This is a genomic window from Streptomyces sp. NPDC043996, assembly GCF_056435225.1.
Genome location: NZ_JBWKEY010000007.1, coordinates 1 through 26,647 on the forward strand (window position 1 = coordinate 1; position 26,647 = coordinate 26,647).

29 protein-coding genes and 1 pseudogene are annotated in these 26,647 nt (G+C 71.6%); 20 read left to right on the forward strand and 10 right to left on the reverse strand.

Going from position 1 to position 26,647, the window contains the following annotated elements; genetic code table 11:
* Nucleotides 1-430: ABC transporter permease (locus AC07A4_RS19235; RefSeq protein ID WP_478599951.1), on the forward strand; the 430-nt coding region annotated here is incomplete at its 5' end.
* A 149-nt stretch (nucleotides 431-579) separates the two neighbouring features.
* On the opposite strand, the gene AC07A4_RS19240 is transcribed toward AC07A4_RS19235, so the two are convergent.
* Both AC07A4_RS19240 and AC07A4_RS19245 read right to left on the reverse strand, forming a co-directional pair.
* Nucleotides 580-996, reverse strand: coding sequence for a VOC family protein (locus AC07A4_RS19240; protein WP_478599954.1), 417 nt, complete (start codon nucleotides 994-996; stop codon nucleotides 580-582).
* 10 nt (nucleotides 997-1,006) lie between these two features.
* Nucleotides 1,007-1,435, reverse strand: a complete 429-nt coding sequence (locus AC07A4_RS19245; protein ID WP_478599956.1) for a helix-turn-helix transcriptional regulator — start codon at nucleotides 1,433-1,435, stop codon at nucleotides 1,007-1,009.
* Nucleotides 1,436-1,969: 534 nt separating this feature from the next.
* Between AC07A4_RS19245 and AC07A4_RS19250 the strand changes: the two genes are divergently transcribed.
* From AC07A4_RS19250 to AC07A4_RS19290, 9 genes and pseudogenes are all read left to right on the forward strand, one after another.
* A complete protein-coding gene (locus AC07A4_RS19250; RefSeq protein ID WP_478599959.1) occupies nucleotides 1,970-3,190 on the forward strand; it encodes a helix-turn-helix domain-containing protein in 1,221 nt (406 codons plus the stop codon).
* A gap of 192 nt (nucleotides 3,191-3,382) precedes the next feature.
* Nucleotides 3,383-3,733, forward strand: a complete 351-nt coding sequence (locus AC07A4_RS19255) for a hypothetical protein (RefSeq protein WP_478599961.1) — start codon at nucleotides 3,383-3,385, stop codon at nucleotides 3,731-3,733.
* Nucleotides 3,733-4,065: a hypothetical protein gene (locus AC07A4_RS19260; RefSeq protein WP_478599964.1), complete on the forward strand. Its 333-nt coding sequence runs from the start codon at nucleotides 3,733-3,735 to the stop codon at nucleotides 4,063-4,065. Before AC07A4_RS19255 ends, AC07A4_RS19260 begins: the two co-directional genes overlap by 1 nt.
* Nucleotides 4,062-4,400, forward strand: coding sequence for a hypothetical protein (locus tag AC07A4_RS19265; protein WP_478599967.1), 339 nt, complete (start codon nucleotides 4,062-4,064; stop codon nucleotides 4,398-4,400). Before AC07A4_RS19260 ends, AC07A4_RS19265 begins: the two co-directional genes overlap by 4 nt.
* Before the next feature lie 222 nt (nucleotides 4,401-4,622).
* On the forward strand, nucleotides 4,623-5,786 hold the full coding sequence (locus AC07A4_RS19270) for a methyltransferase domain-containing protein (RefSeq protein ID WP_478599968.1): 1,164 nt from the start codon (nucleotides 4,623-4,625) through the stop codon (nucleotides 5,784-5,786).
* Nucleotides 5,787-5,990: 204 nt separating this feature from the next.
* A pseudogene (locus AC07A4_RS19275) lies at nucleotides 5,991-6,392 on the forward strand (HD domain-containing protein); the annotation flags it as partial.
* Nucleotides 6,393-6,450: 58 nt separating this feature from the next.
* Nucleotides 6,451-6,936: a helix-turn-helix domain-containing protein gene (locus AC07A4_RS19280; RefSeq protein ID WP_478599970.1), complete on the forward strand. Its 486-nt coding sequence runs from the start codon at nucleotides 6,451-6,453 to the stop codon at nucleotides 6,934-6,936.
* 22 nt (nucleotides 6,937-6,958) lie between these two features.
* The gene (locus AC07A4_RS19285) at nucleotides 6,959-7,582 is read left to right on the forward strand and encodes a hypothetical protein (RefSeq protein ID WP_478599972.1); all 624 of its coding nucleotides are present in this window, start codon (nucleotides 6,959-6,961) and stop codon (nucleotides 7,580-7,582) included.
* Nucleotides 7,583-7,747: 165 nt separating this feature from the next.
* Entirely contained in the window at nucleotides 7,748-8,083 is a 336-nt protein-coding gene (locus tag AC07A4_RS19290) for a DUF2516 family protein (protein WP_478601026.1), read from the forward strand.
* Between the two features lie 60 nt (nucleotides 8,084-8,143).
* Here the strand turns inward: AC07A4_RS19290 and AC07A4_RS19295 are convergent, their stop codons facing one another.
* The 3 genes from AC07A4_RS19295 to AC07A4_RS19305 form a co-directional block, all read right to left on the reverse strand.
* Nucleotides 8,144-9,457, reverse strand: a complete 1,314-nt coding sequence (locus tag AC07A4_RS19295; protein ID WP_478599975.1) for a PP2C family protein-serine/threonine phosphatase — start codon at nucleotides 9,455-9,457, stop codon at nucleotides 8,144-8,146.
* Nucleotides 9,458-9,831: 374 nt separating this feature from the next.
* Nucleotides 9,832-10,908, reverse strand: coding sequence for a C40 family peptidase (locus tag AC07A4_RS19300; RefSeq protein ID WP_478599977.1), 1,077 nt, complete (start codon nucleotides 10,906-10,908; stop codon nucleotides 9,832-9,834).
* 318 nt (nucleotides 10,909-11,226) lie between these two features.
* Nucleotides 11,227-12,051 carry a class I SAM-dependent methyltransferase gene (locus tag AC07A4_RS19305; RefSeq protein ID WP_478599980.1) on the reverse strand — a complete coding sequence of 275 codons (825 nt, stop codon included), beginning with the start codon at nucleotides 12,049-12,051 and terminating at the stop codon, nucleotides 11,227-11,229.
* Nucleotides 12,052-12,304: 253 nt separating this feature from the next.
* Between AC07A4_RS19305 and mshA the strand changes: the two genes are divergently transcribed.
* Both mshA and AC07A4_RS19315 read left to right on the forward strand, forming a co-directional pair.
* Complete coding sequence (gene mshA / locus AC07A4_RS19310; RefSeq protein ID WP_478599983.1) at nucleotides 12,305-13,651, forward strand: D-inositol-3-phosphate glycosyltransferase; 1,347 nt, start codon at nucleotides 12,305-12,307, stop codon at nucleotides 13,649-13,651.
* Entirely contained in the window at nucleotides 13,644-14,132 is a 489-nt protein-coding gene (locus AC07A4_RS19315) for a type III secretion system chaperone family protein (protein ID WP_478599984.1), read from the forward strand. Before mshA ends, AC07A4_RS19315 begins: the two co-directional genes overlap by 8 nt.
* A 22-nt stretch (nucleotides 14,133-14,154) precedes the next feature.
* Here AC07A4_RS19315 and AC07A4_RS19320 read toward each other — a convergent pair whose 3' ends face one another.
* Nucleotides 14,155-14,613, reverse strand: coding sequence for a hypothetical protein (locus AC07A4_RS19320; protein WP_478599987.1), 459 nt, complete (start codon nucleotides 14,611-14,613; stop codon nucleotides 14,155-14,157).
* 264 nt (nucleotides 14,614-14,877) lie between these two features.
* Nucleotides 14,878-15,639: a phosphoglyceromutase gene (locus AC07A4_RS19325; RefSeq protein WP_478599993.1), complete on the reverse strand. Its 762-nt coding sequence runs from the start codon at nucleotides 15,637-15,639 to the stop codon at nucleotides 14,878-14,880.
* A gap of 197 nt (nucleotides 15,640-15,836) precedes the next feature.
* Between AC07A4_RS19325 and AC07A4_RS19330 the strand changes: the two genes are divergently transcribed.
* The 3 genes from AC07A4_RS19330 (at nucleotide 15,837) to AC07A4_RS19340 (ending at nucleotide 17,701) form a co-directional block, all read left to right on the forward strand.
* Nucleotides 15,837-17,108 carry an MDR family MFS transporter gene (locus AC07A4_RS19330; protein WP_478601028.1) on the forward strand — a complete coding sequence of 424 codons (1,272 nt, stop codon included), beginning with the start codon at nucleotides 15,837-15,839 and terminating at the stop codon, nucleotides 17,106-17,108.
* A gap of 87 nt (nucleotides 17,109-17,195) precedes the next feature.
* A complete protein-coding gene (locus tag AC07A4_RS19335) occupies nucleotides 17,196-17,444 on the forward strand; it encodes a hypothetical protein (RefSeq protein WP_478599995.1) in 249 nt (82 codons plus the stop codon).
* Nucleotides 17,445-17,509: 65 nt separating this feature from the next.
* Nucleotides 17,510-17,701: a hypothetical protein gene (locus AC07A4_RS19340; RefSeq protein WP_478601030.1), complete on the forward strand. Its 192-nt coding sequence runs from the start codon at nucleotides 17,510-17,512 to the stop codon at nucleotides 17,699-17,701.
* A 28-nt stretch (nucleotides 17,702-17,729) separates the two neighbouring features.
* Here the strand turns inward: AC07A4_RS19340 and AC07A4_RS19345 are convergent, their stop codons facing one another.
* Nucleotides 17,730-19,382, reverse strand: a complete 1,653-nt coding sequence (locus tag AC07A4_RS19345) for a glycosyl hydrolase family 28-related protein (RefSeq protein ID WP_478599997.1) — start codon at nucleotides 19,380-19,382, stop codon at nucleotides 17,730-17,732.
* Nucleotides 19,383-20,011: 629 nt separating this feature from the next.
* Nucleotides 20,012-20,692 (reverse strand): phosphate signaling complex protein PhoU, encoded by a 681-nt coding sequence (gene phoU, locus AC07A4_RS19350; RefSeq protein ID WP_478600000.1) that lies wholly within the window; start codon nucleotides 20,690-20,692, stop codon nucleotides 20,012-20,014.
* Nucleotides 20,693-20,987: 295 nt separating this feature from the next.
* Here phoU and phoR point away from each other — a divergent pair, with 295 nt between their 5' ends.
* Nucleotides 20,988-22,253 carry a two-component system sensor histidine kinase PhoR gene (phoR, locus tag AC07A4_RS19355; RefSeq protein WP_478600002.1) on the forward strand — a complete coding sequence of 422 codons (1,266 nt, stop codon included), beginning with the start codon at nucleotides 20,988-20,990 and terminating at the stop codon, nucleotides 22,251-22,253.
* Nucleotides 22,250-22,930 carry a two-component system response regulator PhoP gene (phoP, locus tag AC07A4_RS19360; RefSeq protein ID WP_030362171.1) on the forward strand — a complete coding sequence of 227 codons (681 nt, stop codon included), beginning with the start codon at nucleotides 22,250-22,252 and terminating at the stop codon, nucleotides 22,928-22,930. Before phoR ends, phoP begins: the two co-directional genes overlap by 4 nt.
* A 178-nt stretch (nucleotides 22,931-23,108) precedes the next feature.
* Here the strand turns inward: phoP and AC07A4_RS19365 are convergent, their stop codons facing one another.
* Nucleotides 23,109-23,855, reverse strand: coding sequence for a copper chaperone PCu(A)C domain-containing protein (locus tag AC07A4_RS19365; protein WP_478600004.1), 747 nt, complete (start codon nucleotides 23,853-23,855; stop codon nucleotides 23,109-23,111).
* A 682-nt stretch (nucleotides 23,856-24,537) separates the two neighbouring features.
* Here AC07A4_RS19365 and AC07A4_RS19370 point away from each other — a divergent pair.
* From AC07A4_RS19370 to ispF, 3 genes are all read left to right on the forward strand, one after another.
* Entirely contained in the window at nucleotides 24,538-25,020 is a 483-nt protein-coding gene (locus AC07A4_RS19370; protein WP_003953493.1) for a CarD family transcriptional regulator, read from the forward strand.
* A gap of 349 nt (nucleotides 25,021-25,369) precedes the next feature.
* Complete coding sequence (gene ispD, locus AC07A4_RS19375; RefSeq protein WP_478600007.1) at nucleotides 25,370-26,107, forward strand: 2-C-methyl-D-erythritol 4-phosphate cytidylyltransferase; 738 nt, start codon at nucleotides 25,370-25,372, stop codon at nucleotides 26,105-26,107.
* Nucleotides 26,097-26,627, forward strand: a complete 531-nt coding sequence (ispF, locus tag AC07A4_RS19380) for a 2-C-methyl-D-erythritol 2,4-cyclodiphosphate synthase (RefSeq protein WP_478600009.1) — start codon at nucleotides 26,097-26,099, stop codon at nucleotides 26,625-26,627. Before ispD ends, ispF begins: the two co-directional genes overlap by 11 nt.
* Nucleotides 26,628-26,647: the final 20 nt, after the last annotated feature.

Genomic DNA, 26,647 nt, shown 5'->3' on the forward strand with positions numbered 1-26,647 from the left:
CCAGACGGTCGTCGCCCTGGTCATGGTCCTGGGTGTGGCGCTCGCGGTGGGCTTCCGCCCCAACGCCAGCGTGGTGGAGTGGCTGGCCGCGTTCGCGCTGCTGCTCGCGGTGGCGTTCGCGCTGTGCTGGATCTCGGCGGCGATGGGCCTGTCCGCGGAGAGCGTGGAGACCGCCTCGAACGCGCCGCTGCCGCTGACGTTCCTGCCCTTCCTGGGCTCCGCGGTGGTCACCCCGGACTCGATGCCGACGGGTCTGCGCTGGTTCGCCGAGTACCAGCCCTTCACCCCGATGAACGAGACCCTGCGCGGCCTGATGATGGGCACCGAGATCGGCAACGACGCCTGGTTCGCCATCGCCTGGTGCGTGGGCCTCAGCGTCCTGGGCTACGTCTGGGCCCAGGCCACCTTCAACAAGACCGCCAAGAGCTGACCCAGCGACCCTCCCCCAAGGCGCCCCCCGGCGCCGCGACGAAGCGGGCGACTCCCACCCCCGAGGGAGCCGCCCGCTTCGCCATGCCCCGCTACTTCTCTCTACTTCTCACTACTACTCTCTTTCTCACTACTACTCTCTACTTCCCCTTACTTCCCGCGCGGCTGGTTGAAGCGCAGCATGTTCCCGGCCGGGTCGCGGAAGGCGCAGTCGCGGACGCCGTACGGCTGGTCCATCGGCTCCTGCAGGACCTCGCCGCCCGCCGCGCGGATCCGCTCGAAGGCGGCGTCGCAGTCGTCGGTGCGGAAGATGACGCCCCGCAGCAGGCCCTTGGCCATCAGCTCGGCCACGGCCTGCCGGTCGGCGTCCGAGGCGTGGGGGTCGGCGAGCGGCGGCTCGAGGACGATCTCGACGTCGGGCTGCTGGGGTGACGCGACGGTCACCCAGCGCATGCCCTCGAAGCCGACGTCGTTGCGCACTTCGAGACCGAGCACGTCGCGGTAGAAGGCGAGCGCCTTGTCGTGGTCGTCGACGGCGATGAAGCACTGGGAGAGGTTGATTTCCATGCCGTTCACGCTAGGACGCGCCGCCCGGTTTGGCTTCTCCGTTCCTGACCGGCCGGGTGTGGATCTTGGCGATGCACGCGGGGATGGCGGCACCCTCACCGTGGTCCCGGGCCCGGTAAGCGCTCGGACTCTCCCCGACCAGCTCAGCGAACCGCGAACTGAACGACCCGAGCGACGTACACCCCACCGCCATGCACACCTCCGTCACGCTCAGATCCCCCCGCCGCAGCAGCGCCTTGGCCCGCTCGATCCTGCGCGTCATCAGATAGCTGTACGGCGTCTCCCCGTACGCGGCACGAAAGGAGCGCTGGAAGTGCCCCGCCGACATCAGGGCCCCTCGCGCCAGCGCCGGCACGTCCAGCGGCTGCGCGTAGTCCCGATCCATCCGATCACGGGCCTGCCGCAGCCGGACGAGGTCGGGGAGGGGGATGGGGGGCATGCTTGGCACGTTACCGCGCTTGTCCTGTCTCGGCTGAGTGCGGGCAGTACCGTCTGCTGATCTGATGCGCCCGGAGTCGCTCGAGACGCCCCGGTCTGCGTTTGTCTCGGTGGACTATGCACGGCCCACGCCGTAGCCCCGGCTTGGCGGGCGCGACGAGCTCGGCCCATGTCCTCCAGGCCGGTGTTCGTGGCCATGGCCACCAGGTCGGGCATTCTCGGCCCTTCGTCTCTCCCTCGTCAGGATGAACGCCGATCTCAACGTAGAGGGAGCGGCCCTCATCCGCGTGACGCTGTGGGGACACCACGCGTACCGTTCTAACGGGCGTGACCCAGAACGGAGTTGAGTCGAGTATGTCGAACGATCGTGACCCTGCCGCCCGGCCGCACATGCATCGGCTGATGTCGGGAAACGAACCAGCGCCTTCCCCAGACGGGCGGACGGGGCCTGCCAAGAACGGTCCGTCTATGTCCCGAGGAGAGCGGGCTCGTCGGCGCCTGCTCATGCTCCGAATCATGTCGGGAACGGACAGCCGTGGGTAAGGCGTGGGAGTGGTCGGACTACTCGAATGGAGAGCGGATCAAGCTTCTGCGGGGCAAGGAGATCACACAGGCCCAGCTATCTGAGATGACAGGTCTCTCGCTGCCCACCATCCGCAAAGCAGAGCAGGACTTGGCGATGACGCTGCCCACGGCGGAGAAGTTGGCAGCCGCCTTGGGAGTGACCGTTTCAACGATTCTCGGACAGGCGACACCACGGAGAGGGTCGACCGTTCAAGAACGGAAGATCATCCGCGGTCTGTCCCATGCTGTGCATGACGTGGCCGCAGGTGACCATTCACTCACCGTAGAACCAGCCGACCTGAGCACCATGGACGACGTCATCAAGCGTGCGTGGGATCTCTACGGGGCCAATGAGTACGGTGAGCTCGGCGCGATCCTGCCGCCATTGATCCACAGCGTGCAGGCCTGCTTGGACGTCGCAGGCATAGACAAGGTGGAGCCTGCCACGGGCGCCCTGTCCGATGTGTTCCTCCTTGCTGTATACCTGGCCAACCAGTTGGAAGCACGTGACTTGGCGTACGCGGCCGCATCGCAGGCCCGATTCTGGGCCAAGCGGTCGGCAGACCCCTTGCGGGTTGCCCGAGTGGATGCGGCACGATCATGGGTGTACCGGAGGGACAGCCGGGTCCGGGAGTCACTGGACCTTGTCACAAGGGCAGCAGCCCGGATCGAGCCCTCGTACTCGACCGCGACGAGGGACCATCTGACGGCGTACGGGAACCTGGTCAACCACTGTGCTGTCGCTGCCTCGCGCCTGGGGGAGGGGTACGCCGATCTGGCCCGTGACTATCTGTCCCAGGTCCATGCCGTCGGCGCTCGGCTGGGGCGGGAGTACCGGATGTATGGGGGCTCTTTCGGCCCCGCGACAGCAGCAGTGAAGGCCGTCGACGTGAAGCTGTACACCGGCGATGTCGGAGGCGCGCTGGACCTCATCAAGACCATGCCGGACCTGTCGGGCCTGACTCCCATGGTGCGGGATCGATATGAGCTGGATGTGGCACTCACTCAGTGCCGGGCGCGCATGTGGGACAAGTCGCTGAACACGCTGGAGACCGTCTGTCGCCGTTCGCCGCAGTGGGCACGGCACCAGGCGGTTCCCCCGTTGATCCTCCAATCCATCGGTGCGGGGTCGACCTCTCAGCTCCGGCGGATCGCCTCAGTCTTGGGGCTACAGGAGCTGCCCCACTCCTGACGCCTGACGACGGCAAGTGATACGCGACGTATTACTTTCATGGACACGCACATACGTGGTGATACATCCAGCACCTCCCGATGGCTCCTCGCAAACGGAATGGTGTGGGCCATGCAGAGGAGCGCGGGAGAACAAGCGAGACGTGATCGGCTTGCCGACACAGCCAGTGGTGTCCAGCCTGCCCCGGTCGTCGTGTACCTGAACCTGCGCGGCTTCGAGGACGACTCGACGGCGCGACAGGAGTACATCGGCGAGGCCATGTTCTACGCCACCGCGCGGGACTGGCCGCTGGCTGACACCCTGCTGGACAACGCCGATGTCGACCGCGACGAGCGGCCCGGCTGGGAGCGGGTCAAGGCCTACATAGAGGACGCGGACGGTCCCGTGCAGGGCCTCGTCGTGCAGTCCCTGGCCGACGTCGCCGACTCCACCGAGGAGCAAGCCGCGGTACGCGACTGGGCGGAGGCGAACGGCTGTTTCATCGCAGAAGTGGCCCCGCAGGCGCACGCGGCGGAGGCCGGTGCGGGCGGGGGCGCGGAGTGATGGCGGCCGTCGTCGAGGACGGCGTGGAGGCCATCCTCACCCGCTGTGGTGAGGCTCTGGCCCTGCCGGACCCGTACGACCCGGCCACGCTTCAGGAGCTGGTCCGGGCCCTGCTGTCCGACCTCGCCGCGCTCATCAGCTCCGGCCTGAGTGAGCACAAGGCCCGGCTCGTCCTGGACGAGATCCGCAAGGCCCACGCGTTCGTCCGGAGCCACCAGGCCCCGCGTCTCGGCGAGTCGCCGTACGAACACCTGCGCGCGCTCGCCTGGCTGACCCGGACCATCGCGTACATGTACCGGGACTGGGAGCGCCAGGGAGGGGACGAGCGGTGAGCGGATCACTGAGCGGCTCACCCCGCACCGGTCCTTCAGGGTGGGAGTTCGACGCCGAGCGCACTTGCCTCGACGTGAAGAACGCGCTCGACCTGGTCGACGCCGCCGACTCGCGGTTGCCTGACCTGACGTGCGCGCTCCTGCGGGATCTGGCGTTCCTGGTCGACACGTCGCGGCTGCATGCTGCGGCCGAGAAGGACCAGGCCCTGAGGGCCGAGTTGCAGCGCGCGACGGAGTTCCTGGAAGGCGCCCTGGAGCACCTGGCGCGGCTGGCTGTAGAGACGCGGTGCATGGCCGCGTCCTACCGGCTCCTCGGAGAAGCGAGTGAGCAGTGAGCTCGCGGTGGCCCGAGGCCGTCCCCGCCCCCCGACCGATCGGGATGACCGGCGCATAACCGAATTCGAGAGGGCCGAGACGATGCGACTGATCGTTGCGCTGGCTGGAGTTCCGGGCGAGCCCTGGCCGGGACCGCCGAACCCGCCCACCCCCGATGGCCCCGGTCCTGGGGAGCCCTCGCCGCCACCAGAGCCCCCCACACCTGACGGCGGCCCCCGGTGATGGCGGGCGAGAGCGTGGAGCGGCCGGGCCGCGGCAAGCTGGGGCGTGCCCTCATGGAATCCGGCGCCTTGCCCTCGGACTGGGCGCCCGCGTTCGCGGCCGTCGACCGCGCCCGGTTCCTGCCCGACCTCATGTGGCCCTTCGACCTGGACACCAAGCAGACGGTCACCGTGGACAAGGGCCAGGACCCGGATGCCTGGTACGACTACGCCGACCGGGACTGGCCGATCGTCACGCAGTGGGACGACGGCCACCACGCCGGAGAACAGCCCGGCATGGTCCCCACGTCGTCCTGCTCGATGCCCACGGTCGTCTACCGGCTCCTGGGCGACCTCGACGTGAGCGAGGGCATGACAGCCCTCGACGTCGGCACCGGGCGCGGGGAGACCGCCGGGCTCCTCGCCTACCGTCTCGGCGGCGGCAACGTGACGACCGTCGAGGTCGACCCGGCGGTATCCCGTGAGGCCCGGGCACGGCTCGCCGCCTGCGGCCTGTACCCGACCACCGTCGTCGGCGACGGCCTGAGCGGCTACGTACCCGGCGGCCCCTTCGACCGCGTGCTGATCACCTGCGGCATCCGGTCCTTCAGCAACACCCTCCAAGCGGTGAAGCCCGGCGGCCTCATCGTCGCTCCCTTCGGCACGCACTACACCAACGCCGACGCCGTCGTTCGCCTGACCGCGACCGGCGAGGGAACCGCGTCCGGCCGCTTCACCCGACCTGCGGAGTTCATGAAGGCCCGCGCCCAACGCGAGCCCACCATCGTCCACTACGACTACGTGGCCAGCATCAACGACGGCGACAAACGCACCGCCGACGCGAGTGAGGAGCAGTTCACCCAGGGCAAGTTCGGCGTCATCCACTTCGCCGCCGGTCTCCGCCTGCGCGACGTACGCCTGTCCATCGCGGACAAACGAGGCCCCTCCCGCCCCGTCTGGCTCTACGGCCTCACCGACAAGTCGTGGGCCTGCGTGTGGTTCACCGACGGGCAGCGGACCGTCGTGTGGCAGGCCGGGCCGCGCCGCCTGTGGGACGAGGCCGAGGCCGCCTACACCTGGTGGACGGACAACGACCGCCCCGAACACGACCGCTTCGGCCTGACCGTCACACCCGACGGCACCCAGGCCTGGCTCGACGACCCCGCGAACTCCTGGCCGCTATGACCTGGTCCGCTAAGACCCCGGCACGGAGACGCCTCCATGCCGGGTCCCGGGGCCACGAACGTCCAGTGGTCCGGGACCCGAACGGTCAGGACGGCCCGGATTCGGTGGCGCCCCCGGCCGCCGGGCAGTCGGCGGAGGCCACGCGTACTGATTGAAGTGTGGATCGCCCTGATCGACCCCGGCTGACGACGGCCGGGCACGGCGGTCATCGGCTCCGTCCTCGCGCTGATGGAGGGCGCCGACCCGGCTAAGGTCGCCCTCCTGTGCGTCTTCCACGACACCCAGGAGACCCGCGTGTCCGACATCCCCCACATCGGCCGCCGGTACCTGGAAGCCGCATCGAACGAGAAGGTCACCGCCGACCAACTCGCCGACGCACACACGGCCGTCGCCGCCGGGATTGGCCGTGTGGTCGCCGAGTACGAGAACGGCGACAGCCTCGAAGTCATCTGCGCACACGACGCCGACAAGCTCGAATGCCTCGTACAGGCCGTGGAATACCGGGAACAGGGCTGCTCGAACGTCCAGAACTGGATCGACACGTCCCAGGCCAAGCTCAAGACCGCGCCCGCGCAGGCCCTGGGCAGGCGCCGCTCTGAGGCGTAGCGCACTATTGCAAGCAGGCGCTTGCAATAGTTAGCAAGGTGGGTGCAGTATCGGAGGCATGGCATCGCTCAACGTCGGCAATCTCGGTGAGTACCTGCGCGAGCAGCGGCGCAGCGCGCAGCTGTCGTTGCGGCAGCTCGCCGATGCCGCCGGCGTGTCCAATCCGTATCTGAGCCAGATCGAGCGGGGGCTCCGCAAGCCGAGCGCCGAGGTTCTCCAGCAGGTGGCCAAGGCGCTGCGGATCTCCGCCGAGACGCTGTACGTCCGGGCCGGAATCCTCGACGAGAAGGAGCGGGTCGAGCTGGAGACGCGCGCCGTCATCCTCGCCGACCCGTCCATCAACGAACGGCAGAAGCAGGTGCTCCTGCAGATCTACGAGTCGTTCCGCAAGGAGAACGGCTTCGCCGCGTCGTCGTCCACGAACGGCGCCGGTCCCGAGGGCGCGCGCCACGATGGCGCCCGGGACGAGGCACAGGCCCCCGCCGCTGACGGACCCCGCACGGCCGACGGCAGCGATGCCCACCCTGAACCGCCCCTCAGCTGACCCGTCCGGGAGGACCCTCGTCATGCCCATCACCGAAGAGGTGCGCAAGGCCGTCACCAACAAGACCCCCTTCTACTTCGTCGTCGGCGGCGCCGACCTGGCGTACCAGCAGGCGAAGAAGGTGCCCGGCGCCATCGAGCAGCTCGCCGCCGAGGCGCCCGCCCGCATCGACGCGGTGCGCGGCACGAACCCCAAGGACGTCCAGGACAAGGCGGCGGCCCGCGCCAAGGAGGCCCGCGAGGCCATTCAGGCCAAGCTGGGCGAGCTGTTCGGCTCCGTCGACACCGACCTGAAGCGGATCGGCGAGAACGCGCAGGACTTCGCGCTGCGCGGCATCGGCGTCGCCTTCGAGTACGCGGTCCAGGCCCGTGAGACGTACGAGAAGGTCGCCGAGCACGGCGAGGAGACCGTGCGCCACCTGCGCGGCGAGGCCGCCGATGAGCTCGTGGACCTCGCCGACACCGTGGAGCCCGACCCGGAGGCGGAGGCGGAGGCGGAGACGGAGACTAAGGCGGAGGCGGAGTCCGCGACTGCCGAGTCCGGTGAGTCCAGCGCGGCGGAGCCGAGCGCGGCCCCCAAGCCCGCCGCGAAGAAGACCACCGCCAGGAAGACGGCCGCGAAGAAGACCACCCCGCCCGCCAAGTAACCGGGCCGGAACGCGCACACGTGGCCGGGCACTCCCGGAGTGCCCGGCCCGTTGTCGGGGTAGCGGGTACGGTGTGACTCCGTACGCCGCATGCCGTGACGTACGGGGGCGTACGGCGAGTACGCCGCGTGGGATACGCCGAGACTGGTGGTGGACGTTGTGCTGATGCAGGGGTTCGCGAACTTCATGTGGCTGCTGTCGCTGGCCCTGATCCTGTTCAGCGGCTTCGCGCTCATCGACGCCGCCGTCCGGCGCGAGGACGCCTATCGCGCGGCCGACAAGAAGACCAAGCCGTTCTGGCTGATCATCCTCGGGCTCGCCTTCGTGGTGAACCTGATCTTCAACATCCTGTCGTTCCTGCCGATCATCGGCCTCATCGCCACGATCGTGTACATGGTCGATGTCCGGCCCGCGCTTCGCCAGGTCATGGGCAAGGGCGGCGGCGGCCACCGAGGCTCCAGCAGCGACGGCCCGTACGGTCCGTACAACGGCGGCCGCTAGCCCCGGCCGAGCGCGCGGCCGGGTGTGCCGCCAGTGCCGCCGGGTGTGCCGCCGGATGCCTCAGCGCCCGGCGCCGCCCGGCCCCCGGACCGGTTCCCGGTCCAGGAGCAGTACCGCCACGTCGTCCGTCAGCTCGCCGCCGTTGAGTTCGCGCACCTCTGTCACGGCCGCCTCGAGCAGCGCGTCGCCGCGCAGGCCCGCCGCGAGCTTGCGGCGCACCATCTCCACCATCCCGTCCTGGCCGAGCCGCTGGTTGCCCTCGCCGATCCGGCCCTCGATCAGGCCGTCCGTGTAGAGCATCAGGCTCCACGCCCCGCCGAGCTCCACCTGCTGGCGCGGCCAGCGGGCGCGCGGCAGCAGGCCGAGCGCCGGGCCGCCGTTGTCGTACGGCAGCAGCTCGGCCACCGGTCCAGGGCCTGGCGCTCCGGACCTGCCGGGGCGGGCGATCAGCGGCGCCGGGTGCCCGGCCAGGCACAGGCCAGCCCGGCGGCCGTCCGGCGCGATGTCGACCGTGCACAGCGTCGCGAAGATCTCCTCGTTGGCGCGCTCGTGCTCCAGGACCTTCTGCAGCGTGGAGAGCAGTTCGTCGCCGACCAGGCCCGCGAAGGTCAGGGCCCGCCAGGCGATGCGCAGCTCCACGCCGAGCGCCGCCTCGTCCGGGCCGTGCCCGCAGACGTCGCCGATCATCACGTGCACCGCGCCGTCCGGCATGCGCACCGTGTCGTAGAAGTCGCCGCCGAGCAGGGCGCGGGAGCGGCCCGGCCGGTAGTGGGACGCGAACCGCAGGGGCGAGCCGTCGAGCAGCGGCGTCGGCAGCAGGCCGCGCTCCAGGCGGGCGTTCTCCTGCGCGCGCAGCCGGGACTCGCTGAGCTGCCGCTGGGCGGCGTCGGCGCGCTTGCGCTCGACCGCGTACTGGATGGCGCGGCTGAGCAGCCGCCCGTCCAGCTCGTCGCGGACGAGATAGTCCTGGGCGCCGACCCGCACGGCCCGCGCGCCGCGCTCGGCGTCGCCGGACGCGGTGAGCGCGAGGACGGCGTGCCGGGGAGCGATCCGCAGGACGTGCCGCAGGGGGGTCAGCTCGTCGGCGTCCGCGGCGCCGTCCGGGCCCGGGGAGCCGCCCGGCAGCGTCAGGTCGAGCAGGATGCAGTGCACGTCGTCGGTGAGCAGCCGCTCGGCCTCGGTGAGGTTGCGGGCGGCGCGGATGCGGATGGGCTTGCCCGCGGAGTCGACCAGCTCGGGCAGGCTCAGGGAGCCGCCGGGGTCGTCCTCGATCACCAGCAGGGTGAGCCCAGGCCCGTCAGGCCTTGGTTCCGCCGGGGCCGGACCGCCTTCCGCGGCCGGGGTCGCTCGCTGCCGCGGTATGGGTACGGGCATGGGTGAGTTCCTTCCCTCCCCCCTGAGGGCACGAGGGGGCGACGGTCGCACGCCCCACACCAGACGGGGACCATAGCGGTAGCCGGGGCCGCCGCGGAATGCGGCGCGGGACATGGGCGACGGCATATGCCGTGTCCTGGACCGCATTAGGGCATGAACTCGGTCCTCCTGGGATGACGAACATCACGCCCGGGAGGTTGAGCGGAGCCCAGGGCGCGGCGGTGCGGGAGAAATCCAGCCCGTCCGGTGCGTGAGAGATTCAGCCCGTCCGGCGTTTGAGGACGAGGCGCGAAGCGCCAATGTCTGTGAGCGGGGGAACGGGGGCGGCCAGCACCCGGAGCGGGGAGGGGTGGGCCTGGGGCGCACCCGCGAGGCTAACCGGGCCGCACCACGCCCAGTATCTCCATGGACCCCGCCCCCGCCAGGGTCACGCTCCGCCCGGGCCGAGGCGCGTGCACGATCGCCCCGTCCCCCACGTACATCCCGACGTGACTGGCGTCCTTGTGGTAGATGATCAGATCCCCGGGCCGCATGTTCCGCACGTCGACGCGCGGCAGCCGCTTCCACTGCTCCTGAGAGGTCCGCGGAATCCCGCGCCCCGCGGCCGCCCACGCCTGGGACGTGAGCCCCGAGCAGTCGTAGGACTTCGGGCCCTCGGCGCCCCACACGTACGGCTTGCCGAGCTGGGCCGTGGCGAAGGCGACGGCCTTCTTGCCGCGGCCGGTGGCGTCGCCCTTGAGGTCCTTCAGTATCCCGGTGTTCACCCACGCCGACTGCTGCTTGAGGGCGGCCGCCTCCTCAAGATCGCGCAGCCGCTCGCGCTCCTTCTTCGCCAGGCGCGACTCCAGCTTCTCGGCGGCGGCGATCTTCGCCTTGACCTTCTTCTTCGCCGCGGCCTTGGCCTTGCGGTGGGACTCCAGCTTCTTCCACTCGGCGGAGGCGTCCTTGGCGTACGTCCGCAAGGCGGACTGGGTGCGGTCCAGCTCCGTGAGCAGCGACTTGGTGCCGTGCTGGCCCTGGCGCAGGCGGTCCGCGCCGTCCAGGAACGCCGCCGGGTCGTCGCTCAGGAGCAGCCGGGCCTCGCTGGGGATGCCGCCGCCGCGATACTGGGCGCGGGCGGCGGCGCCCGCCTGGGCCTTCAGCTTGTCCAGCTTGCGCTGGCCCTTGTCGACGGCGCGGGCGATGCGGACGATGTCCTTGGCCTGGCGGTCGGCCTTCTCCTCCGCCGCGTTGTACGCGTCTGTGGCCGTGCCCGCTTCGCGGTAGAGCCGGTCGATCTTCTTGCGGACCTGCTCTAGGGGTGTGTCCGGGGAGGTGTCCCCGGCGGGTGTGGGCGGTGTGGGGTCAGCCGGGCTCGCGAACGCCGTGCCCGGCGCGGTCAGGACCGCCGCCGCGCAGATCAGAGCCACGGCCGTCGCCGTCGAGTACCGCTTGCCGGGCACGCTCGCCACCCCCAGAGCCGATGCACACCTGATAGACCGTCAGTAACGTCTCGCTGTCCCGGGATGGTGCCACGCCCGCGCCCGATGCGACAGAGTCACGAGGCGACTCCTCTCCCCCCACCCGCCTCGTGTGACGAACGGCACGCGGAGATCGTTCCCGCGCCGCGCGCGTTCACGCGCGGCGAACGGGCGCCGCCGCCGGGCGCGTTCAGGCGGGACCGAGGGCGGGACATGGACCGGCGCGGACCGGCGCGGACCGGCGCGCTCCGGCCCGGCGGGGCGCACCCGGCCCACGCCCCCGCCTCACACCCCCGAAGGGCCCCCGCCTCACACCCCCCGAGGCGCCACCGCCTCCCACCGCACCGTCACCTCGCCCTGCCGCCAGCGCGGCTGCCGGTCGGCCAGCGGCCAGTCCGCGCGCAGGTCGCGCACCGCGCGGATCCACCGCTGCCGCGCCCCGTAGGAGGCGTACGGGGCGGCCGCCGCCCACGCCCGGTCGAAGTCGCGCAGGAACGCGTGCACCGGCTCGCCCGGCACGTTCCGGTGGATCAGCGCCTTCGGCAGCCGCTCGGCGAGGTCGGACGGGCGCTCCAGGCAGGCGAGCCGGGCCGCGAACGTCACCGTGCGCGGGCCCTCGGGGCCGAGCGCGACCCACACGTGCCGCCGCCCGATCTCGTCGCAGGTCCCCTCCACGAGCAGCCCGCCCGGCGCGAGGCGCGCGCACAGCCGCTCCCAGACGGCGGCGACCTCGCCCTCGTCGTACTGGCGCAGCACGTTCGCGGCGCGGATCAGCGCCGGGCGCGCGGGCAGCGGCACTTCGAAGCCGCCGTGCAGGAAGGCGAGGCCTTCGCGTTCGTAGGGGCGGGCCGCCGCGACGCGGGCCGGGTCGATCTCGATGCCGACCACGCGCGCGTGCGGGGCGGCGGCGCGCAGCCGCAGCAGCAGTTCGACGGCGGTCCAGGGTGCGGCGCCGTAGCCGAGGTCGACGGCGAGCGGGTCGGGGGCGCGGCGCAGCGCGGCTCCGTGGGCGGCGGCGATCCAGCGGTCCATGCGGCGCAGCCGGTTGGGGTTGGTGGTCCCTCGCGTCACGCTTCCCACGGGGCGGCCCGAGGAGCGGGGGGTGTGGGGGGAGTGGGAGGAGCGGGGGGCCATAGGGGCAAGCGTAAGCAAGGGCTGCGACAGGGACCTCCAAGGTAATGCTTTGGCAAAGAGGAAATGGAGGCGAGGCTTCCGGTGTTGCCCCCTGCGGAGGACTTCGTACGCCCTCCGCACAGCCGTGCCCCCGTACGCGCCACGTCCAGGACACGGCGGTGCCCGCTGTACGCACCACGTCCAGAACACAGCGGTGTCCGCCGTACGCACCACGTCCAGGACGCCAGCCGCCCCGGCCAAGGAGGACCGCCACGTGAGCCACTACGTGACCAGGCTCGGGCGTCGCTCCCCAACGGCGGCCGCCCGCATCCGGCTGCCCGGCTCCTCGCGCCGCCCCCGCCGCATCGCCATGCTCAGCGTGCACACCTCACCGCTGCACCAGCCGGGCACCGGCGACGCGGGCGGCATGAACGTGTACATCGTCGAGCTCGCCAAGCGCCTCGCCGACATCAACATCGAGGTCGAGATCTTCACGCGGGCCACGACCGGCGGTCTGCCGCCCACCGTCGAGCTCGCGCCCGGCGTGCTCGTGCGGCACGTCGACGCGGGCCCCTACGAGGGCCTCGCCAAGGAGGAGCTGCCCGCCCAGCTGTGCGCCTTCACGCACGGCGTCATGCTGGCCTGGGCGGGCCACCGGCCCGGCCACTACGACCTGGTCCACTCCCACTACTGGCTCTCCGGCCACGTCGGCTGGCTCGCCGCCGAGCGCTGGGGCACCCCGCTCGTGCACGCCATGCACACCATGGCCAAGGTCAAGAACGCGGCGCTCGCCGCGGGCGACGCCCCCGAGCCCGCCGCCCGCGTCATCGGCGAGACCCAGATCGTGCGCGCCGCCGACCGCCTCATCGCCAACACCTCCGAAGAGGCCGACGAGCTCGTACGCCACTACGACGCCGACCCCGGCAAGGTCGCCGTCGTCCACCCCGGCGTCAACCTCGACCGCTTCCGCCCCGCCGACGGCCGCGCCGCCGCCCGGCACCGCCTCGGCCTGCCGCAGGACGCCCTTGTCCCCCTCTTCGCGGGCCGCATCCAGCCCCTGAAGGCCCCTGATGTGCTGCTGCGCGCGGTCGCCGTCCTCCTGGACGAGCGCCCCGAGCTGCGCCGCCGCATCGTCGTCCCCATCGTGGGCGGCCCCAGCGGCAGCGGTCTGGCGAAGCCCGAGGGGCTGCAGAAGCTGGCCGCCCGCCTCGGCATCGCCGACGTGGTCCGCTTCCAGCCGCCGGTGGGCCAGGAGCAGCTCGCCGACTGGTTCCGGGCGGCCTCCGTCCTGGTCATGCCGTCCTACAGCGAGTCCTTCGGCCTGGTGGCCATCGAGGCGCAGGCGGCGGGCACGCCGGTCCTCGCGGCGGCGGTGGGCGGCCTCCCCGTGGCCGTACGGGACGGCGTCACGGGCTTCCTGGTCCCCGACCACGAACCGGCCCACTACGCGCGCGTGCTCCGCGATTTCGTGGACGCCCCGCACCTGGTCGACGACATGGGCGCGGCCGCCGCCCGGCACGCCGAGTCCTTCGGCTGGGGCACGGCCGCGTCCGCCACGGCGGACGTGTACACCGCGGCGATGCACGATCACCGCCGTCGCGTACCCTCGCACCATGGGTGACGCAGCCACCACGATCGAACAGACCCTGACCGACGCCGAGCTCGACTGGGAGTCCCCCGAGCCCGGTTCGTACGTGGTGAAGCTCCCCGGCACCCGCAAGCTCTTCACGACGCTGTCGCTGCGGGTCGGCAACCACTCGCTGTCCCTGAACGCCTTCGTGGTCCGCCACCCCGACGAGAACCACGAGGCGGTCCACCGCTGGCTCCTGGAGCGCAATCTGCGCCTGTACGGGGTGAGTTACGCGATCGACCCCCTCGGCGACGTCTACGTCACCGGCAAGCTCCCGCTGGCCGCGATCACCCCCGAGGAGCTGGACCGCCTCCTCGGCTCCGTCCTGGAGGCCGCGGACGGCTCCTTCAACACGCTCCTGGAACTCGGCTTCGCGACGGCGATCCGCAAGGAGTACGAGTGGCGCGTCGCGCGCGGGGAGTCCACGCGCAACCTGGACGCCTTCACCCACCTGACGCGGCCCCGCACGTAACGCCCGGACCCCGGCGCCCCGCTCAGCCCCGCGCCCGGCGGCTCCCGCTGGAGCGCCGCCGCCCCGTGGCCCAGCGCGGCAGCACCCGCCACAGCACAAGGGCTCCGCACGCCAGACCGGCGAAGACGGACCACCACACGTCCGGATGGTCCTCGACCCACATGCGGCCATCGACCCCGAGCGACCCGAGCGGACGCCCGCCGCGCCCCGGGATCAGGCTCACCAGCGCGAGGGTGGCCACGAGCCCGACCCCCGCCGCGGGGGCCGCGACCGCCCACCGCCGCCGTTTGCGCGCCTCTCCGGCCACGGCCCACCCGCACAGCAGCCCGAACCCGCAGAGCCCCCCGAAGACGTGCCCCCCTACGGGCCACCCCTCACCCGCGAGCCGCCACAGCCGGTCCCCGACCGCGATCGAGGCGACCGCCCCGCCGAGGAACACGGCCCACGCGATCGGCGTGGCCCAGCGTTCGGACGTGCTCATCGAGTCGGACACCACCGGGGACGAAAGGGGCTCCACCGCGGCGTTCGGCGAACGGAGGACGGGCGGAGGACGGGCGGACGCGAAGGCCCGCGGACGGCTGCCCTGGACCTGCCGGGGGCCGCGCGGGCCTGAGTACGCGCTGCTCACGACGGTACCCGAGAGGCGCGCGCGGCCGCCGATGACCGCTGGCCCAGAGAGGTCCCAGGCCGTGAAAATGCCCCTGAGCCGCACCGTATGCGCGGCTCAGGGGCATGAACACGAAAGCTACTTCTTCTTGCCCTGGTTCTTGACCGCCTCGATCGCGGCCTTCGCGGCCTCCGGGTCGAGGTAGGTGCCACCGGGGTTCAGCGGCTTGAAGGCGGCGTCCAGGTCGTAGGCGAGCGGGATGCCGGTGGGGATGTTCAGGCCCGCGATGTCGGCGTCGGAGACGCCGTCGAGGTGCTTGACGAGGGCGCGCAGGCTGTTCCCGTGGGCGGCGACGAGGACGGTGCGGCCGGCCAGGAGGTCGGGGACGATGCCGTCGTACCAGTAGGGGAGCATGCGGACGACGACGTCCTTCAGGCACTCCGTGCGGGGGCGCAGCTCCGGCGGGATGGTCGCGTAGCGCGGGTCGTCCGACTGCGAGAACTCCGTGCCGTCCTCGAGGGCGGGCGGAGGCGTGTCGTACGAGCGGCGCCACAGCATGAACTGCTCCTCGCCGAACTCGGCGAGCGTCTGGGCCTTGTCCTTGCCCTGGAGCGCGCCGTAGTGGCGCTCGTTCAGGCGCCAGCTGCGGTGGACCGGGATCCAGTGGCGGTCGGCCGATTCGAGGGCGAGCTGCGCGGTGCGGATCGCTCGCTTCTGGAGGGACGTGTGGACCACGTCGGGCAGCAGGCCGGCGTCCTTCAGCAGCTCACCGCCGCGGACCGCCTCCTTCTCGCCCTTCTCGTTCAGGTTGACGTCCACCCAGCCGGTGAACAGGTTCTTCGCGTTCCATTCGCTCTCGCCGTGGCGGAGGAGGATCAGCTTGTACGGTGCGTCGGCCATGCCCACGAGCGTAATGGAACTCCCCGGGGGGTCGCGTCCGGGAGCGGCCGCCGGAGCGATTGACGGTCTCACGTCAAGCGATTGACGGTCCTCGTCAATTGAGTGGCCCGGACGGGGTGAGGGTGCGTAAGGTGCGAGGTTGATGGGTGACTATTACATGAGTCGCCTTGTCCAGTCGTACCGCCCGGGGGACCCGCATGCCGCTCACCGCCGCCAGACGCGCCGTCAAGGATTCCGTGTCGGGGCTGCCCCCGGCGTTCTGGTGGCTGTGGACCTCCACCCTGGTCAACCGGCTCGGAGCGTTCGTCTCCACTTTTTTGGCGCTCTACCTCACCCTGGAGCGCGGCTACTCCGCCTCGTACGCGGGCCTCGTCGCCGCCCTGCACGGGCTCGGCGGCGTCGTCTCCTCCATCGGCGGCGGCGTGATGACCGACCGGCTCGGGCGGCGGCCCACGCTGCTGATCGCGCAGGCGTCGACGGCGGGCTCGGTGGCGCTGCTCGGCTTTATGACGCACCCGGTGGCGATCGCCGGCGTCGCCTTCCTCGTCGGCATGGCGAGCAACGCCTCGCGCCCGGCGGTGCAGGCGATGATGGCCGACATCGTCAAGCCCGAGGACCGGGTGCGGGCCTTCTCGCTGAACTTCTGGGCCATCAACCTCGGCTTCGCGATCTCCTCGGCCGCCGCGGGCTTCATCGCCTCCTACAGCTACCGCGCGGGCTTCCTCATCGAGGCCGCGATGACGCTGGCCTGCGCGATCGTCGTCTTCGTGAAGCTGCCGGAGTCACGGCCCGAGCGGGGCGCCGACGGGGCGGCCGACGAGCCGGAGGCCGGGCTCGGCACCGTCCTGCGCGACGGCCGCTTCATGGGCGTCGTCGGCCTGTCCTTCCTGGTCGCCCTGGTCTTCCAGCAGGCGTACGTGGGACTGCCCGTGGCCATGGGCGAACAGGGCTTCACGCCCAGCGACTTCGGCGTGGCCATCGCCTTCAACGGCGTCATGATCGTCCTGCTGCAGATCCCGGTGACGCGGTACATCGAACACCGGGACCCCCAGCGCCTCCTCGTGATCTCCTCGCTGGTGGCGGGGTACGGCTTCGGGCTCACCGCGTTCGCCGGGTCGGTCGGCTTCTTCATCGTGACGGTGTGCGTGTGGACGCTCGCCGAGATCGTCAACGCCCCCACCCAGACCGGGCTCGTCGTGCGCCTCTCGCCCGCCCACGCGCGCGGGCGCTACCAAGGGATGTACACCCTGTCGTGGTCGGTCGCCGCGCTCGCGGCGCCGCTGCTCTCCGGCTTCTTCATCGACCGCCTCGGGGCGGAGTGGCTGTGGGGCCTGTGCGCGGTGGTGGGTACGGTCGCCGCGCTCGGGTATTGGGGTCTGATGCGGGGGCTTCCGGAAGCCGAGCAGCCGGAGGAGCGGCGTCCGGCGTCCCCCGCGGAGCACACCGAGACGGCGGGCACCGGCACCTGAGGACCGCGGCTGAAACCCCGGGGCCCGGCCGCTACCGTGAGATCAGCGTCGGCCCCATCCAGGGACCCCAGGGAGAGTGACCTCACCATGGCCGAACCACTGAAGACCTTCATCGGCGGCGAGGAGGTCGACGTCCCGAACACGATCCCGGACATCCGCGCCGCCCTCCCCGAGGCCAGGCGCGCGGAGTTCGACCGCGCGATCAACGCGGCGGGCGTCGACGAGATCCACTCGGTGATGCGGCACTGGATGCTGCAGGCCGTCCCCGACCCCGAGGCCGAGGCGCTGCTCGACCGCCTGGCGGCCGATGAGGCCGAGAGGCGGAGCATCGCGTGAGCCGTCACAGGAAGGGCAGCTACCGCATCACCTACGCGCCGCCCGCCGACGACACCCTCGCCAAGATGGACGGCGCCGACCGGTTCCGCTCGGCGATGGCGCGCACCCTCGGCCGCGACCCCTACGGGCACGGCTCCGCCGCCGTGGACGACGAGCGGGACCGCAGGGAGGCCACGGTCGGCGGCGCGATCGTCCTCTACTACGTGTCGGGTTCGGTCCTGACGGTGACGGTCGTGCGCCTCGTGCCCTTCGGGTGAGCTGATCTGAGCTGATCTGAGCTGAGCGTCAGACGCCGAGCGCCCGCTGCGCCTCGTACAGGTTGCGGGGACGCACGGAATCGGGCGAACCGTACGCCTCGATGCGGGAGTTGAGCTCTCCCGCGAAGTCCGGCACGTCGATCTGGTCGAACTCCCGCACGGTGGAGATGCCAACCGTGGCACTGTACGGAGCGACCCCGTCAATTTTGACCAGTCCGGCGCGCTGGTTGACGACCCGCACGTTCCAGTGGGTGAACCGCGCCCCGTAGAGGGGCCCCGCGCTGGCGTCCCCGCCATGGCGCCCGTTGTTGTCGACGACGATCTCCGTGCGCACGTTGGCGAACGGCATCCCCCGGTGCGTGTCGAACGTCCCCATCTCCATGCGCCCGCGCGACCAGACGTTGTACGAGGAGAGCCCCTCCACGTTGATGCCGTGCAGCTGCGTCCCCGCGGGCGCGGGCACGGTCCGCCGCTCGATCCGGAAGTCCTCGGTCAGGTTGTCGTGGGAGCCCTCGCGGCAGAAGTACGGGTGGTGCGCGCCGCGCCCGCCGACGGACGTGCGGCGCAGGGTGCAGGCGGACGCGGCGACGAGCCCGAAGCCGTTGTCGACGTGGCGCACCCGGACGTCGTCCGCCCAGCAGTCGTACGCGCACTGGAACGTGACGCCGTTGAACCCCTTGTCGAGCAGGTGCGGCGACTGCGGGCTCTGGACGGCCTCCAGGGTGAGGCCCTCGACGCCGGAGCCGGTGAGGGCGGTGACGTGGGTGGTGAGCCAGGGGTCCCACGCGGGCCGCACGTCCAGCGGCAGCGGCCGCTCCAGGGTGACCTCGCGCCCGCTGACGCGGGTGACGCGCACGGGCCACTCATAGGGGACGTACGAGGTCAGCTTCGTCTTGTCGTCCCAGGTGTACGCCTCGGGGCCGGGCCCGCCGCCCGCCATGTGCTCCAGGAGCGTGTGGTCGCGGTCGTCGGCGAGGCGGAGCAGGACGAGGCCGCCGGGGCGCACGCGCGCGGGGTCCGCGACGCGGACGGTCCTGTCGCCGCGGCGGGCGGGGGCGACGGCGGTGAGGCCGCGCCACTCGTCCCGCCTGTTGCCGGTCCACCCCTCGAAGGGCCAGTCCCTGGCCTGGATCGCGGCGACGAGGGAGTCCCAACGCGCCTGCGGGCACAGCCAGATGAGCCCGCCCGCCCACGACCAGCTGGACTTGTCGCCGCCGTAGCGGCTGCCGTAGGGGCCGATGAGCTCGGTGAGGTGGCGGGTGGCGACGAGCGTGGTGCGGCCGCTGCCCGCGCCGCGCAGGACGACGCCGTCGTGCGCGATCCGGATGACGCCGTCGATCCGGTACGTCCCCGCTTCGAGCTGGACCGTGCCCCCGCCGGACCTGCCGGCGGCGGCGAGGGCACGGTTGATCGCGGGCGCGGCGTCCGCCGGGGCGTCGGGCCTCGCGCCGTAGTGGCGGGCGGGGAGAGTGAGGCGGGGGCGGCGGAAGCGGCGGGCGCCCCGGCGGCAGCCCGCCCCGGCGACGTAGGGGATCTGGGGGTGGGTGAAGGGGGCGCGCGCGAACTCCTCCCAGAGCGCGGCCCGCGAGGGCGCCCCCGCGACGGCCTCGCCCCCGGTGGCGGCGAGGGCCGCGGCGGCCACGGCCCCGCCCAGAACGCCGCGCCTGCTCAGGTTCCCCATGCCGCCACCCTCTCCCAACGTCTAAGTACATGAACCAAGTTCACGTCTGCGTTGGCGGGGAGCATGCCACGGGTGGCGCCGCGCGGGAAGACGTCGTACCGGAACCCGTACGCGAAGGCGCTCGACGGCACCGCGTGACGTAGACGTACGTCCGCGTCCCGTGCGCCGTCGAGTTCACATGGCCGCCCGAGTGGCCGTGCGAGACGGTCGCCCGAAGCACCGTCGACGCACGACGCGCGCGGGCGGGCCCGGACGCGGCTCTGGCCAGGGGCGATCGCCACGGCGTTCGGATACGGGAGGAGGCGGCACCCGGCGCATGCGGTGGCGGGCGCGCATGTGTGCGCCGTTGACGCGCCCCGCGAGGGAGTGCGTGCATGGAGGGCAGGCAGTACGCCTCTCGTACGCCTCACGCCTTCGAGGAGGAGACCATGGCCGAATCCCCCGAGCGCGACATCCACGCCGACGGTTGTCAGTGCGGTCCCGGCTGTAGCTGTGGCTGCCAGTCCGGCGGCCCCTGCCAGTGCGGCGGCGGCTGCGGCTGACGTTCCGCCGAGTGAACGGGGGTGGGGCACCGCACACCGTGCGGCGCCCCACCCCCCTTGTGTACTCCTCGCGCCCGCGCGGGGCGGCTAGGCCCCCTCGACCGGCGTTCCGCCCGGCTGGATCTCGTCGGCGTGCTCGCCCGTCACGAGGTACACGACGCGCTTGGCCACGGACACCGCGTGGTCCGCGAAGCGCTCGTAGTAGCGGCCGAGGAGCGTCACGTCGACCGCCGTCTCGATGCCGTGCTTCCAGCGGTCGTCCATCAGGTGCTGGAAGAGCGTGCGGTGCAGCAGGTCCATCTCGTCGTCGTCTTGCTCCAGCTGGAGCGCCAGGTCGACGTCCTTGGTGATGATGACCTCCGCGGCCTTGGCCATCAGGCGCTGCGCGAGCTGGCCCATCTCCAGGATCGTGGCGTGCAGGTCGCGCGGCACCGCCGAATCCGGGAAGCGCAGCCGGGCGAGCTTCGCCACGTGCTGGGCCAGGTCGCCCGAGCGCTCCAGGTCGGCGCTCATCCGCAGCGAGGTCACGACGATCCGCAGATCCGTCGCCACCGGCTGCTGCCGCGCCAGCAGGGCTATCGCCCGCGCCTCCAGCTCGTGCTGGAGGTCGTCGACCTTCTGGTCCGCGGCGATCACGCTTTCGGCCAGCTTCAGGTCGGCGTCGAGCATGGCCGTGGTGGCGCGCCCGATAGCCGACCCGACGAGGCGGGCCATCTCGACCAGGCCCTCGCCGATCGAGTCAAGTTCCTCGTGGTACGCGTCACGCATCTGGCTGTCCCTCTCTCGTACGTCACAGGGGCTGACCCCTACGTCATCAGGGGCTGTCCCCTACGCTCCCACGGTGTGGCGTGGACGCGTCCGTTGTCGGCACCACACGTGAATCGCCGCTGTCGTCGAGGTGAACTGTGGGCGACGCACCCCTGCCACGGTGGCCGGAACCCCCACCCCGCCCCACGTCCGAAATGAACCATCACTGTCCCCTCGGTGAACTCTGAGCGACGACTGTTCGAGCGGCCACCCGGATGGCTGTGGCTGGTGCTCCAACGGCGCATAACCTGGAGACATGGACGTGAACGCGGCGGTCGCCGCAGCGGCAGCGATCGCCGGGGTGTGCACCGGCGTCATCGCCATGCTGGCGTTCCGCTGGAGCGAACGCGACCAGAAACGCCCCACCCGGACTTCCCTGCACACCGACCCCGTACTGCCGCCGGGCGTGGACACGGTGCTCTCCGTGCTGCGCTCCTCCGCGGTCGTGCTCGACGAGGCCGACAGCGTGGTCAAGGCCAGCTCGGCCGCGTACGCGCTCGGTCTCGTACGCGGCGGGAAGCTCGCCGTCGAGCCGATGCTCCAGATGGCGCGCGACACCCGCCGCGACGGCGAGATACGGCAGGTCGAGCTCGACCTGCCGCGCCGCGGCACCGGCCGCGGCGACGCCCTCGCCGTCTCCGCGCGGGTGGCACCGCTCGGCTCCCGCCTGGTCCTGCTCCTGGTCGAGGACCTCACGGAGGCCCGCCGCATCGAGGCGGTCCGCCGTGACTTCGTGGCGAACGTCAGCCACGAGCTCAAGACCCCGGTCGGCGCCCTCTCGCTGCTCTCCGAGGCGGTCATGGACGCCGCCGACGACCCCGAGGCCGTCGAGCGCTTCGCGGGCCGCATGCAGAACGAGGCGACCCGCCTGACCAACCTCGTACAGGAGCTCATCGACCTCTCGCGGGTGCAGAACGACGACCCGCTGGAGGACGCCGAGCCCGTCCGCGTGGACGAGCTGGTGGCCGAGGCCATCGACCGCTGCCGCCACCAGGCGGGCACGAAACAGATCACGATGGCCACGGGCGGCACCGCCGACCTGCACGTCTGGGGCAACAGGGGGCAGCTCGCCGCCGCCCTCGGCAACCTCGTCGAGAACGCCGTGAACTACTCACCCGCCCGTACGCGCGTGGGGATAGCCGCCCGCCGGGTCACCGCACCCGGCGGGGACCTCATCGAGATCGCGGTCACGGACCAGGGCATCGGCATCTCCGACAAGGACAAGGAGCGCGTCTTCGAGCGCTTCTACCGCGTGGACCCGGCCCGCTCCCGCGCCACCGGCGGCACCGGGCTCGGCCTCGCCATCGTCAAGCACGTGGCCGCCTCGCACGCCGGAGAGGTCACCGTGTGGAGCTCGGAGGGACAGGGCTCCACCTTCACGCTGCGCCTGCCGGAGGCGGGCGCCAGCCGCGACCGCGGTGCCGGGCACGGCCTTGGCCACGAGGCCGCGCGCCAGGGCGCCAGGCCCCACGACACAACCGCATACGAACCCATTCCTGCCGCCCCGGAGGTCCTTCCGTGACCCGAGTGCTCGTCGTCGAGGACGAGGAATCCTTCAGCGACGCCCTGTCGTACATGCTCCGCAAGGAGGGCTTCGAGGTCGCGATCGCGGCCACCGGCCCGGACGGACTCGACGAATTCGAGCGCAACGGCGCCGACCTCGTCCTGCTCGACCTGATGCTGCCGGGCCTGCCCGGCACGGAGGTCTGCCGTCAGCTGCGCAGCCGCTCCAACGTGCCGGTGATCATGGTCACCGCCAAGGACAGCGAGATCGACAAGGTCGTCGGACTCGAAATAGGAGCCGATGACTACGTCACCAAGCCGTTCTCCTCGCGCGAGCTGGTCGCCCGCATCCGCGCCGTCCTGCGCCGCCGCGGCGAGCCGGAGGAGGTCGCCCCGCAGGCCCTGGAGGCGGGCCCGGTCCGCATGGACGTCGACCGCCACGTCGTCACGGTCTCGGGCTCCAAGGTCGACCTGCCGCTGAAGGAGTTCGACCTCCTGGAGATGCTGCTGCGCAACGCGGGCCGCGTCCTGACCCGCATGCAGCTCATCGACCGCGTCTGGGGCGCCGACTACGTGGGCGACACCAAGACCCTCGACGTCCACGTCAAGCGCCTGCGCGCCAAGATCGAGCCGGACCCGGGCGCACCCCGCTACCTGGTGACGGTCCGAGGCCTGGGCTACAAGTTCGAGCCGTAAACCACCCCGAGCCGCAATCCGCCCCGAGCGGTAAACCACCCCGAGGGGCAGCGCCCCGAAGGGGCGCGGGGAACTGCGCGACCAGCCCATGACGGCCCGCAGGCGACAACGGACCCAGATACGCGGAAGGGCGGGAACCCCGAGGGGTTCCCGCCCTTCCGCGTACTACACGCGCGGCTCAGTGCCCAGCGGCTTCGTGCGAGGCACCCGCACCGTTCGCCGGCGTCTCGGCCTCACCCGCCGGAGCCCCCGAGGCCCCTTCGGACGGCTTGCCCGAGGCCCCTTCGGACGGCTTGCCCGACGGAGACCCCGAAGCACCCTCGGAGGGCTTACCGGAGGGCTTCCCGGAAGGGGAGCCGGACGGCTTCGCGTCCGGGGCCTTCGGGAGCTCGCTCGGCCCCCACTTCTCGAAGTAGCTCTCGGCCGGGACGACGAACGTCTTCAGCTTGACGTCACCGGTCTTGCTGAAGCCGAAGGTGACGGGCTGCGCGTTGCCGTCCTTGACGGCCTCGCGGCTGCTCGGCAGGACGGCCGACGCATTGTCCTCGCCGCCGATGACGACGGAGCCGCCGGCCGGGATGACCAGGCCGCCGCCCTTGCCCTTCTTGCCCGGGCGGTCGCCCTTGGCGGGGCTCAGCTCGGCCTGCTTGCCGGTGCCGTCGACCTTGATCGACTGCAGGGTCTGGTCGGTGCGGCCGGTGTTGAAGACGGTCGCGGACACCACGGCGGGGCCCGTCGACTCGCGGTCCGGCTGCGTGATGATCATGGCGTTCTGGATCTTGATGTCGCCGACGGCGGTCGCCGCGTTGTCCGGCTTGATCTCGATCGTCTGGGCGTTGTTTCCGGCACCGCACGCGGTGAGCGAGGCGAGCGAGATCGCGAGGGCGGTGGCGGCGATGGCGCCGCGTCGAAGGCTGCGGCTCACGGCGGCGGCAACTCCTAGAACGTGGGCGTACGGAGGGGTCGTGCGGGGCGGACGGCTGTAAAGCTGCCCTAAGGGTGTGTCAGCGGCCTTAGGTTACCGAGCCGTTCCCATGCCGCCGCACCCGACCCGCCCCTCGGTGACGACGAGCCTCCGGCACCCCTCGCGCCCCGGGCTCCCCAATGGCCCCGTCATTCACCATTCGCATAACCGCCGCCAACGGCACCCCGGGGATTTCCCGGGGAAAATGCGGGGCGCCCCGAAAATCGATCAGGGAGTGGATCGCCCCGCGTAAGGCCAAGCGCGTCGAAGCGCGGTTCGGCGCATCGGCGCCCGCGTTCCTTGATCAATTCTGGATTCGCTCCGGGGCGGCTCCGCACTTCGCTCACCGGCGGAGCCATACGTGTCCCCGGTCACCGAACGGAGTAGCGGAAGTTCACCACCGGGAACCCGGCAAACCGGGACGTTCGACCCCTTGGGGGCGTCGCGCGCGATGTGTAACGTGGGCGTTTCACCCCCGCCGGAGAGCCGCTCCGACCTGCGAATACCCCCTTCCGCACCCCGCTCGCAGCACGTTCCTGTTGCTGTTGTCAAGCCCCGAGATATGCCCTGACCTGCGAAAACGCCATTCAGAAGACGCCGTATCCGTGTTACCCTGGATAGCCACGGAAGGGGTACCTGTCACATGACGTTCAAGGTTGGCGACACCGTGGTCTATCCCCATCACGGGGCCGCGCTGATCGAGGCCATCGAAACTCGCCAGATCAAAGGCGTGGACAAGACCTACTTGGTGCTGAAGGTCGCCCAGGGCGACCTGACGGTACGTGTGCCAGCGGACAATGCGGAGTTCGTCGGTGTGCGTGATGTGGTCGGTCAGGACGGCCTTGACCGGGTCTTCGAAGTACTGCGCGCGCCGTACGCCGAGGAGCCCACGAACTGGTCGCGCCGATACAAGGCAAATCTTGAGAAGCTCGCCTCCGGCGACGTCATCAAGGTCGCGGAAGTCGTCCGTGACCTGTGGCGGCGCGAGCGCGAGCGTGGACTGTCCGCCGGTGAGAAGCGCATGCTCGCCAAGGCCCGCCAGATCCTGGTGAGCGAGCTCGCCCTCGCGGAGAACACGAACGAGGACAAGGCCGAGGCCCTGCTCGACGAGGTCCTCGCGTCCTGAACCCACGCGGCCGCGCCGCCGTGTGCGGACCCCTGTGGGCCCGCGTCCGGGACGATTCCGGGATGAATCCACTGCCGCAGTGCCCGCCGACCCCCAAGGGTGTCGCCGGGCACTGCGGCATGTTCATAGCCATGGCCGAGCCAGGCATGTCCAAGCCGTGCGTGCCCCGGACTTCCCCCGGGACTTCACCCATGGTTCGCGGGTGCGGAAAGATCCCCCGGTACTTTGGCGTGCCGGGCTCGGGCAGCTGGCTCGACCAGATGTCACGGAAGGGTCCGGTCAAGGCGCCGCGCCCGGCACGGTGTGGCCATACCCATGTCAACCGAGCGCACAAACCTGAACGGAACCGATGTCTGACGTAACCCCCCGCACCGCGGCCGTGATCCCCGCCGCCGGACGCGGCGTACGCCTCGGCCCCGGCGCCCCCAAGGCCCTGCGCGCCCTCAGCGGCACGCCGATGCTCATCCACGCCGTACGCGCCATGGCCGCATCCCGCGCCGTGTCGCTCGTCGTGGTCGTCGCCCCGCCGGACGGCGCGGCGGAGGTCAAGACGCTGCTCGACGACCACGCCCTGCCCGAGCGCACCGACTTCCTCGTGGTGCCCGGCGGCGCCACCCGCCAGGAGTCCGTGCGGCTCGGCCTGGACGCGCTGCCGGCCGACATCGGCATCGTCCTCGTGCACGACGCGGCCCGCCCCCTGGTGCCCGTCGACACCGTCGACGGCGTCATCGAGGCCGTCCGCGACGGGGCGCCCGCCGTGGTCCCCGCGCTGCCGGTCGCCGACACCGTCAAGGAGGTCGAGCCCGCCGCCCCCGGCGAACCCGAGCCCGTCCTCGCCACCCCCGAGCGGTCCCGCCTGCGCGCCGTGCAGACGCCGCAGGGCTTCGACCTGGCGACGCTGCTTCGCGCCCACCGGGCCGACGTCGAGGGCGAGGGCGCCACGGACGACGCGGGGCTCGTGGAGCGCCTCGGGGAGCCGGTGGTGCTCGTACCCGGGCACGAGGAGGCGTTCAAGGTGACGCGGCCGCTCGACCTGGTGCTCGCCGAGGCCGTGCTCGCGCGCAGGAGGGCCAACGATGGCTTCTGAGCCGACCCCGGCGGCCCCGGCGCCGGCCCCGCCGTTCCCGTACCCGCTGCCGCAGGTCGGCATCGGCACCGATGTGCACGCCTTCGAAGAGGGCCGTGAGCTGTGGTGCGCCGGGCTGAAGTGGGAGGGCGAGGGGCCCGGGCTCGCCGGGCACTCCGACGCGGATGTCGTCGCGCACGCCGCCTGCAACGCCCTGTTCTCCGCGGCGGGCCTCGGCGACCTCGGCGCCCACTTCGGCACCGGGCGGCCCCAGTGGGCCGGGGCCTCGGGGCTCACGCTGCTCACGGAGGCCGCCAGGATCGTCCGCGAGGCCGGGTTCACCATCGGCAACGTCTCCGTTCAGGTGATCGGAGACCGGCCGAAGATCGGCAAGCGGCGCGAGGAGGCCCAGAAGGTCCTCTCGGACGCGGTCGGCGCCCCCGTCTCCGTCTCCGGCGCCACCACGGACGGCCTCGGCTTCCCCGGCCGCGGCGACGGGCTCGTCGGCATCGCGACGGCACTCGTGGTCCGTACGGGCTGAGAGCCGTCCGAAACCCGCCC

What these genes read in the sequence shown, in the direction of transcription:
- phoU (WP_478600000.1), bottom strand. Translation starts at nt 20,692, where the DNA reads ATGCGTGACGCGTACCACGAGGAACTTGACTCGATCGGCGAGGGCCTG.
- AC07A4_RS19320 (WP_478599987.1), bottom strand. Translation starts at nt 14,613, where the DNA reads ATGAGCACGTCCGAACGCTGGGCCACGCCGATCGCGTGGGCCGTGTTC.
- AC07A4_RS19315 (WP_478599984.1), top strand. Translation starts at nt 13,644, where the DNA reads ATGGGTGACGCAGCCACCACGATCGAACAGACCCTGACCGACGCCGAG.
- AC07A4_RS19335 (WP_478599995.1), top strand. Translation starts at nt 17,196, where the DNA reads ATGGCCGAACCACTGAAGACCTTCATCGGCGGCGAGGAGGTCGACGTC.
- AC07A4_RS19325 (WP_478599993.1), bottom strand. Translation starts at nt 15,639, where the DNA reads ATGGCCGACGCACCGTACAAGCTGATCCTCCTCCGCCACGGCGAGAGC.
- AC07A4_RS19345 (WP_478599997.1), bottom strand. Translation starts at nt 19,382, where the DNA reads ATGGGGAACCTGAGCAGGCGCGGCGTTCTGGGCGGGGCCGTGGCCGCC.
- phoR (WP_478600002.1), top strand. Translation starts at nt 20,988, where the DNA reads ATGGACGTGAACGCGGCGGTCGCCGCAGCGGCAGCGATCGCCGGGGTG.
- AC07A4_RS19305 (WP_478599980.1), bottom strand. Translation starts at nt 12,051, where the DNA reads ATGGCCCCCCGCTCCTCCCACTCCCCCCACACCCCCCGCTCCTCGGGC.
- AC07A4_RS19290 (WP_478601026.1), top strand. Translation starts at nt 7,748, where the DNA reads ATGCAGGGGTTCGCGAACTTCATGTGGCTGCTGTCGCTGGCCCTGATC.
- AC07A4_RS19245 (WP_478599956.1), bottom strand. Translation starts at nt 1,435, where the DNA reads ATGCCCCCCATCCCCCTCCCCGACCTCGTCCGGCTGCGGCAGGCCCGT.
- AC07A4_RS19330 (WP_478601028.1), top strand. Translation starts at nt 15,837, where the DNA reads ATGCCGCTCACCGCCGCCAGACGCGCCGTCAAGGATTCCGTGTCGGGG.
- AC07A4_RS19340 (WP_478601030.1), top strand. Translation starts at nt 17,510, where the DNA reads ATGGACGGCGCCGACCGGTTCCGCTCGGCGATGGCGCGCACCCTCGGC.
- AC07A4_RS19240 (WP_478599954.1), bottom strand. Translation starts at nt 996, where the DNA reads ATGGAAATCAACCTCTCCCAGTGCTTCATCGCCGTCGACGACCACGAC.
- AC07A4_RS19285 (WP_478599972.1), top strand. Translation starts at nt 6,959, where the DNA reads ATGCCCATCACCGAAGAGGTGCGCAAGGCCGTCACCAACAAGACCCCC.
- AC07A4_RS19370 (WP_003953493.1), top strand. Translation starts at nt 24,538, where the DNA reads ATGACGTTCAAGGTTGGCGACACCGTGGTCTATCCCCATCACGGGGCC.
- ispF (WP_478600009.1), top strand. Translation starts at nt 26,097, where the DNA reads ATGGCTTCTGAGCCGACCCCGGCGGCCCCGGCGCCGGCCCCGCCGTTC.
- AC07A4_RS19260 (WP_478599964.1), top strand. Translation starts at nt 3,733, where the DNA reads ATGGCGGCCGTCGTCGAGGACGGCGTGGAGGCCATCCTCACCCGCTGT.
- AC07A4_RS19295 (WP_478599975.1), bottom strand. Translation starts at nt 9,457, where the DNA reads ATGCCCGTACCCATACCGCGGCAGCGAGCGACCCCGGCCGCGGAAGGC.
- AC07A4_RS19280 (WP_478599970.1), top strand. Translation starts at nt 6,451, where the DNA reads ATGGCATCGCTCAACGTCGGCAATCTCGGTGAGTACCTGCGCGAGCAG.
- AC07A4_RS19270 (WP_478599968.1), top strand. Translation starts at nt 4,623, where the DNA reads ATGGCGGGCGAGAGCGTGGAGCGGCCGGGCCGCGGCAAGCTGGGGCGT.
- ispD (WP_478600007.1), top strand. Translation starts at nt 25,370, where the DNA reads ATGTCTGACGTAACCCCCCGCACCGCGGCCGTGATCCCCGCCGCCGGA.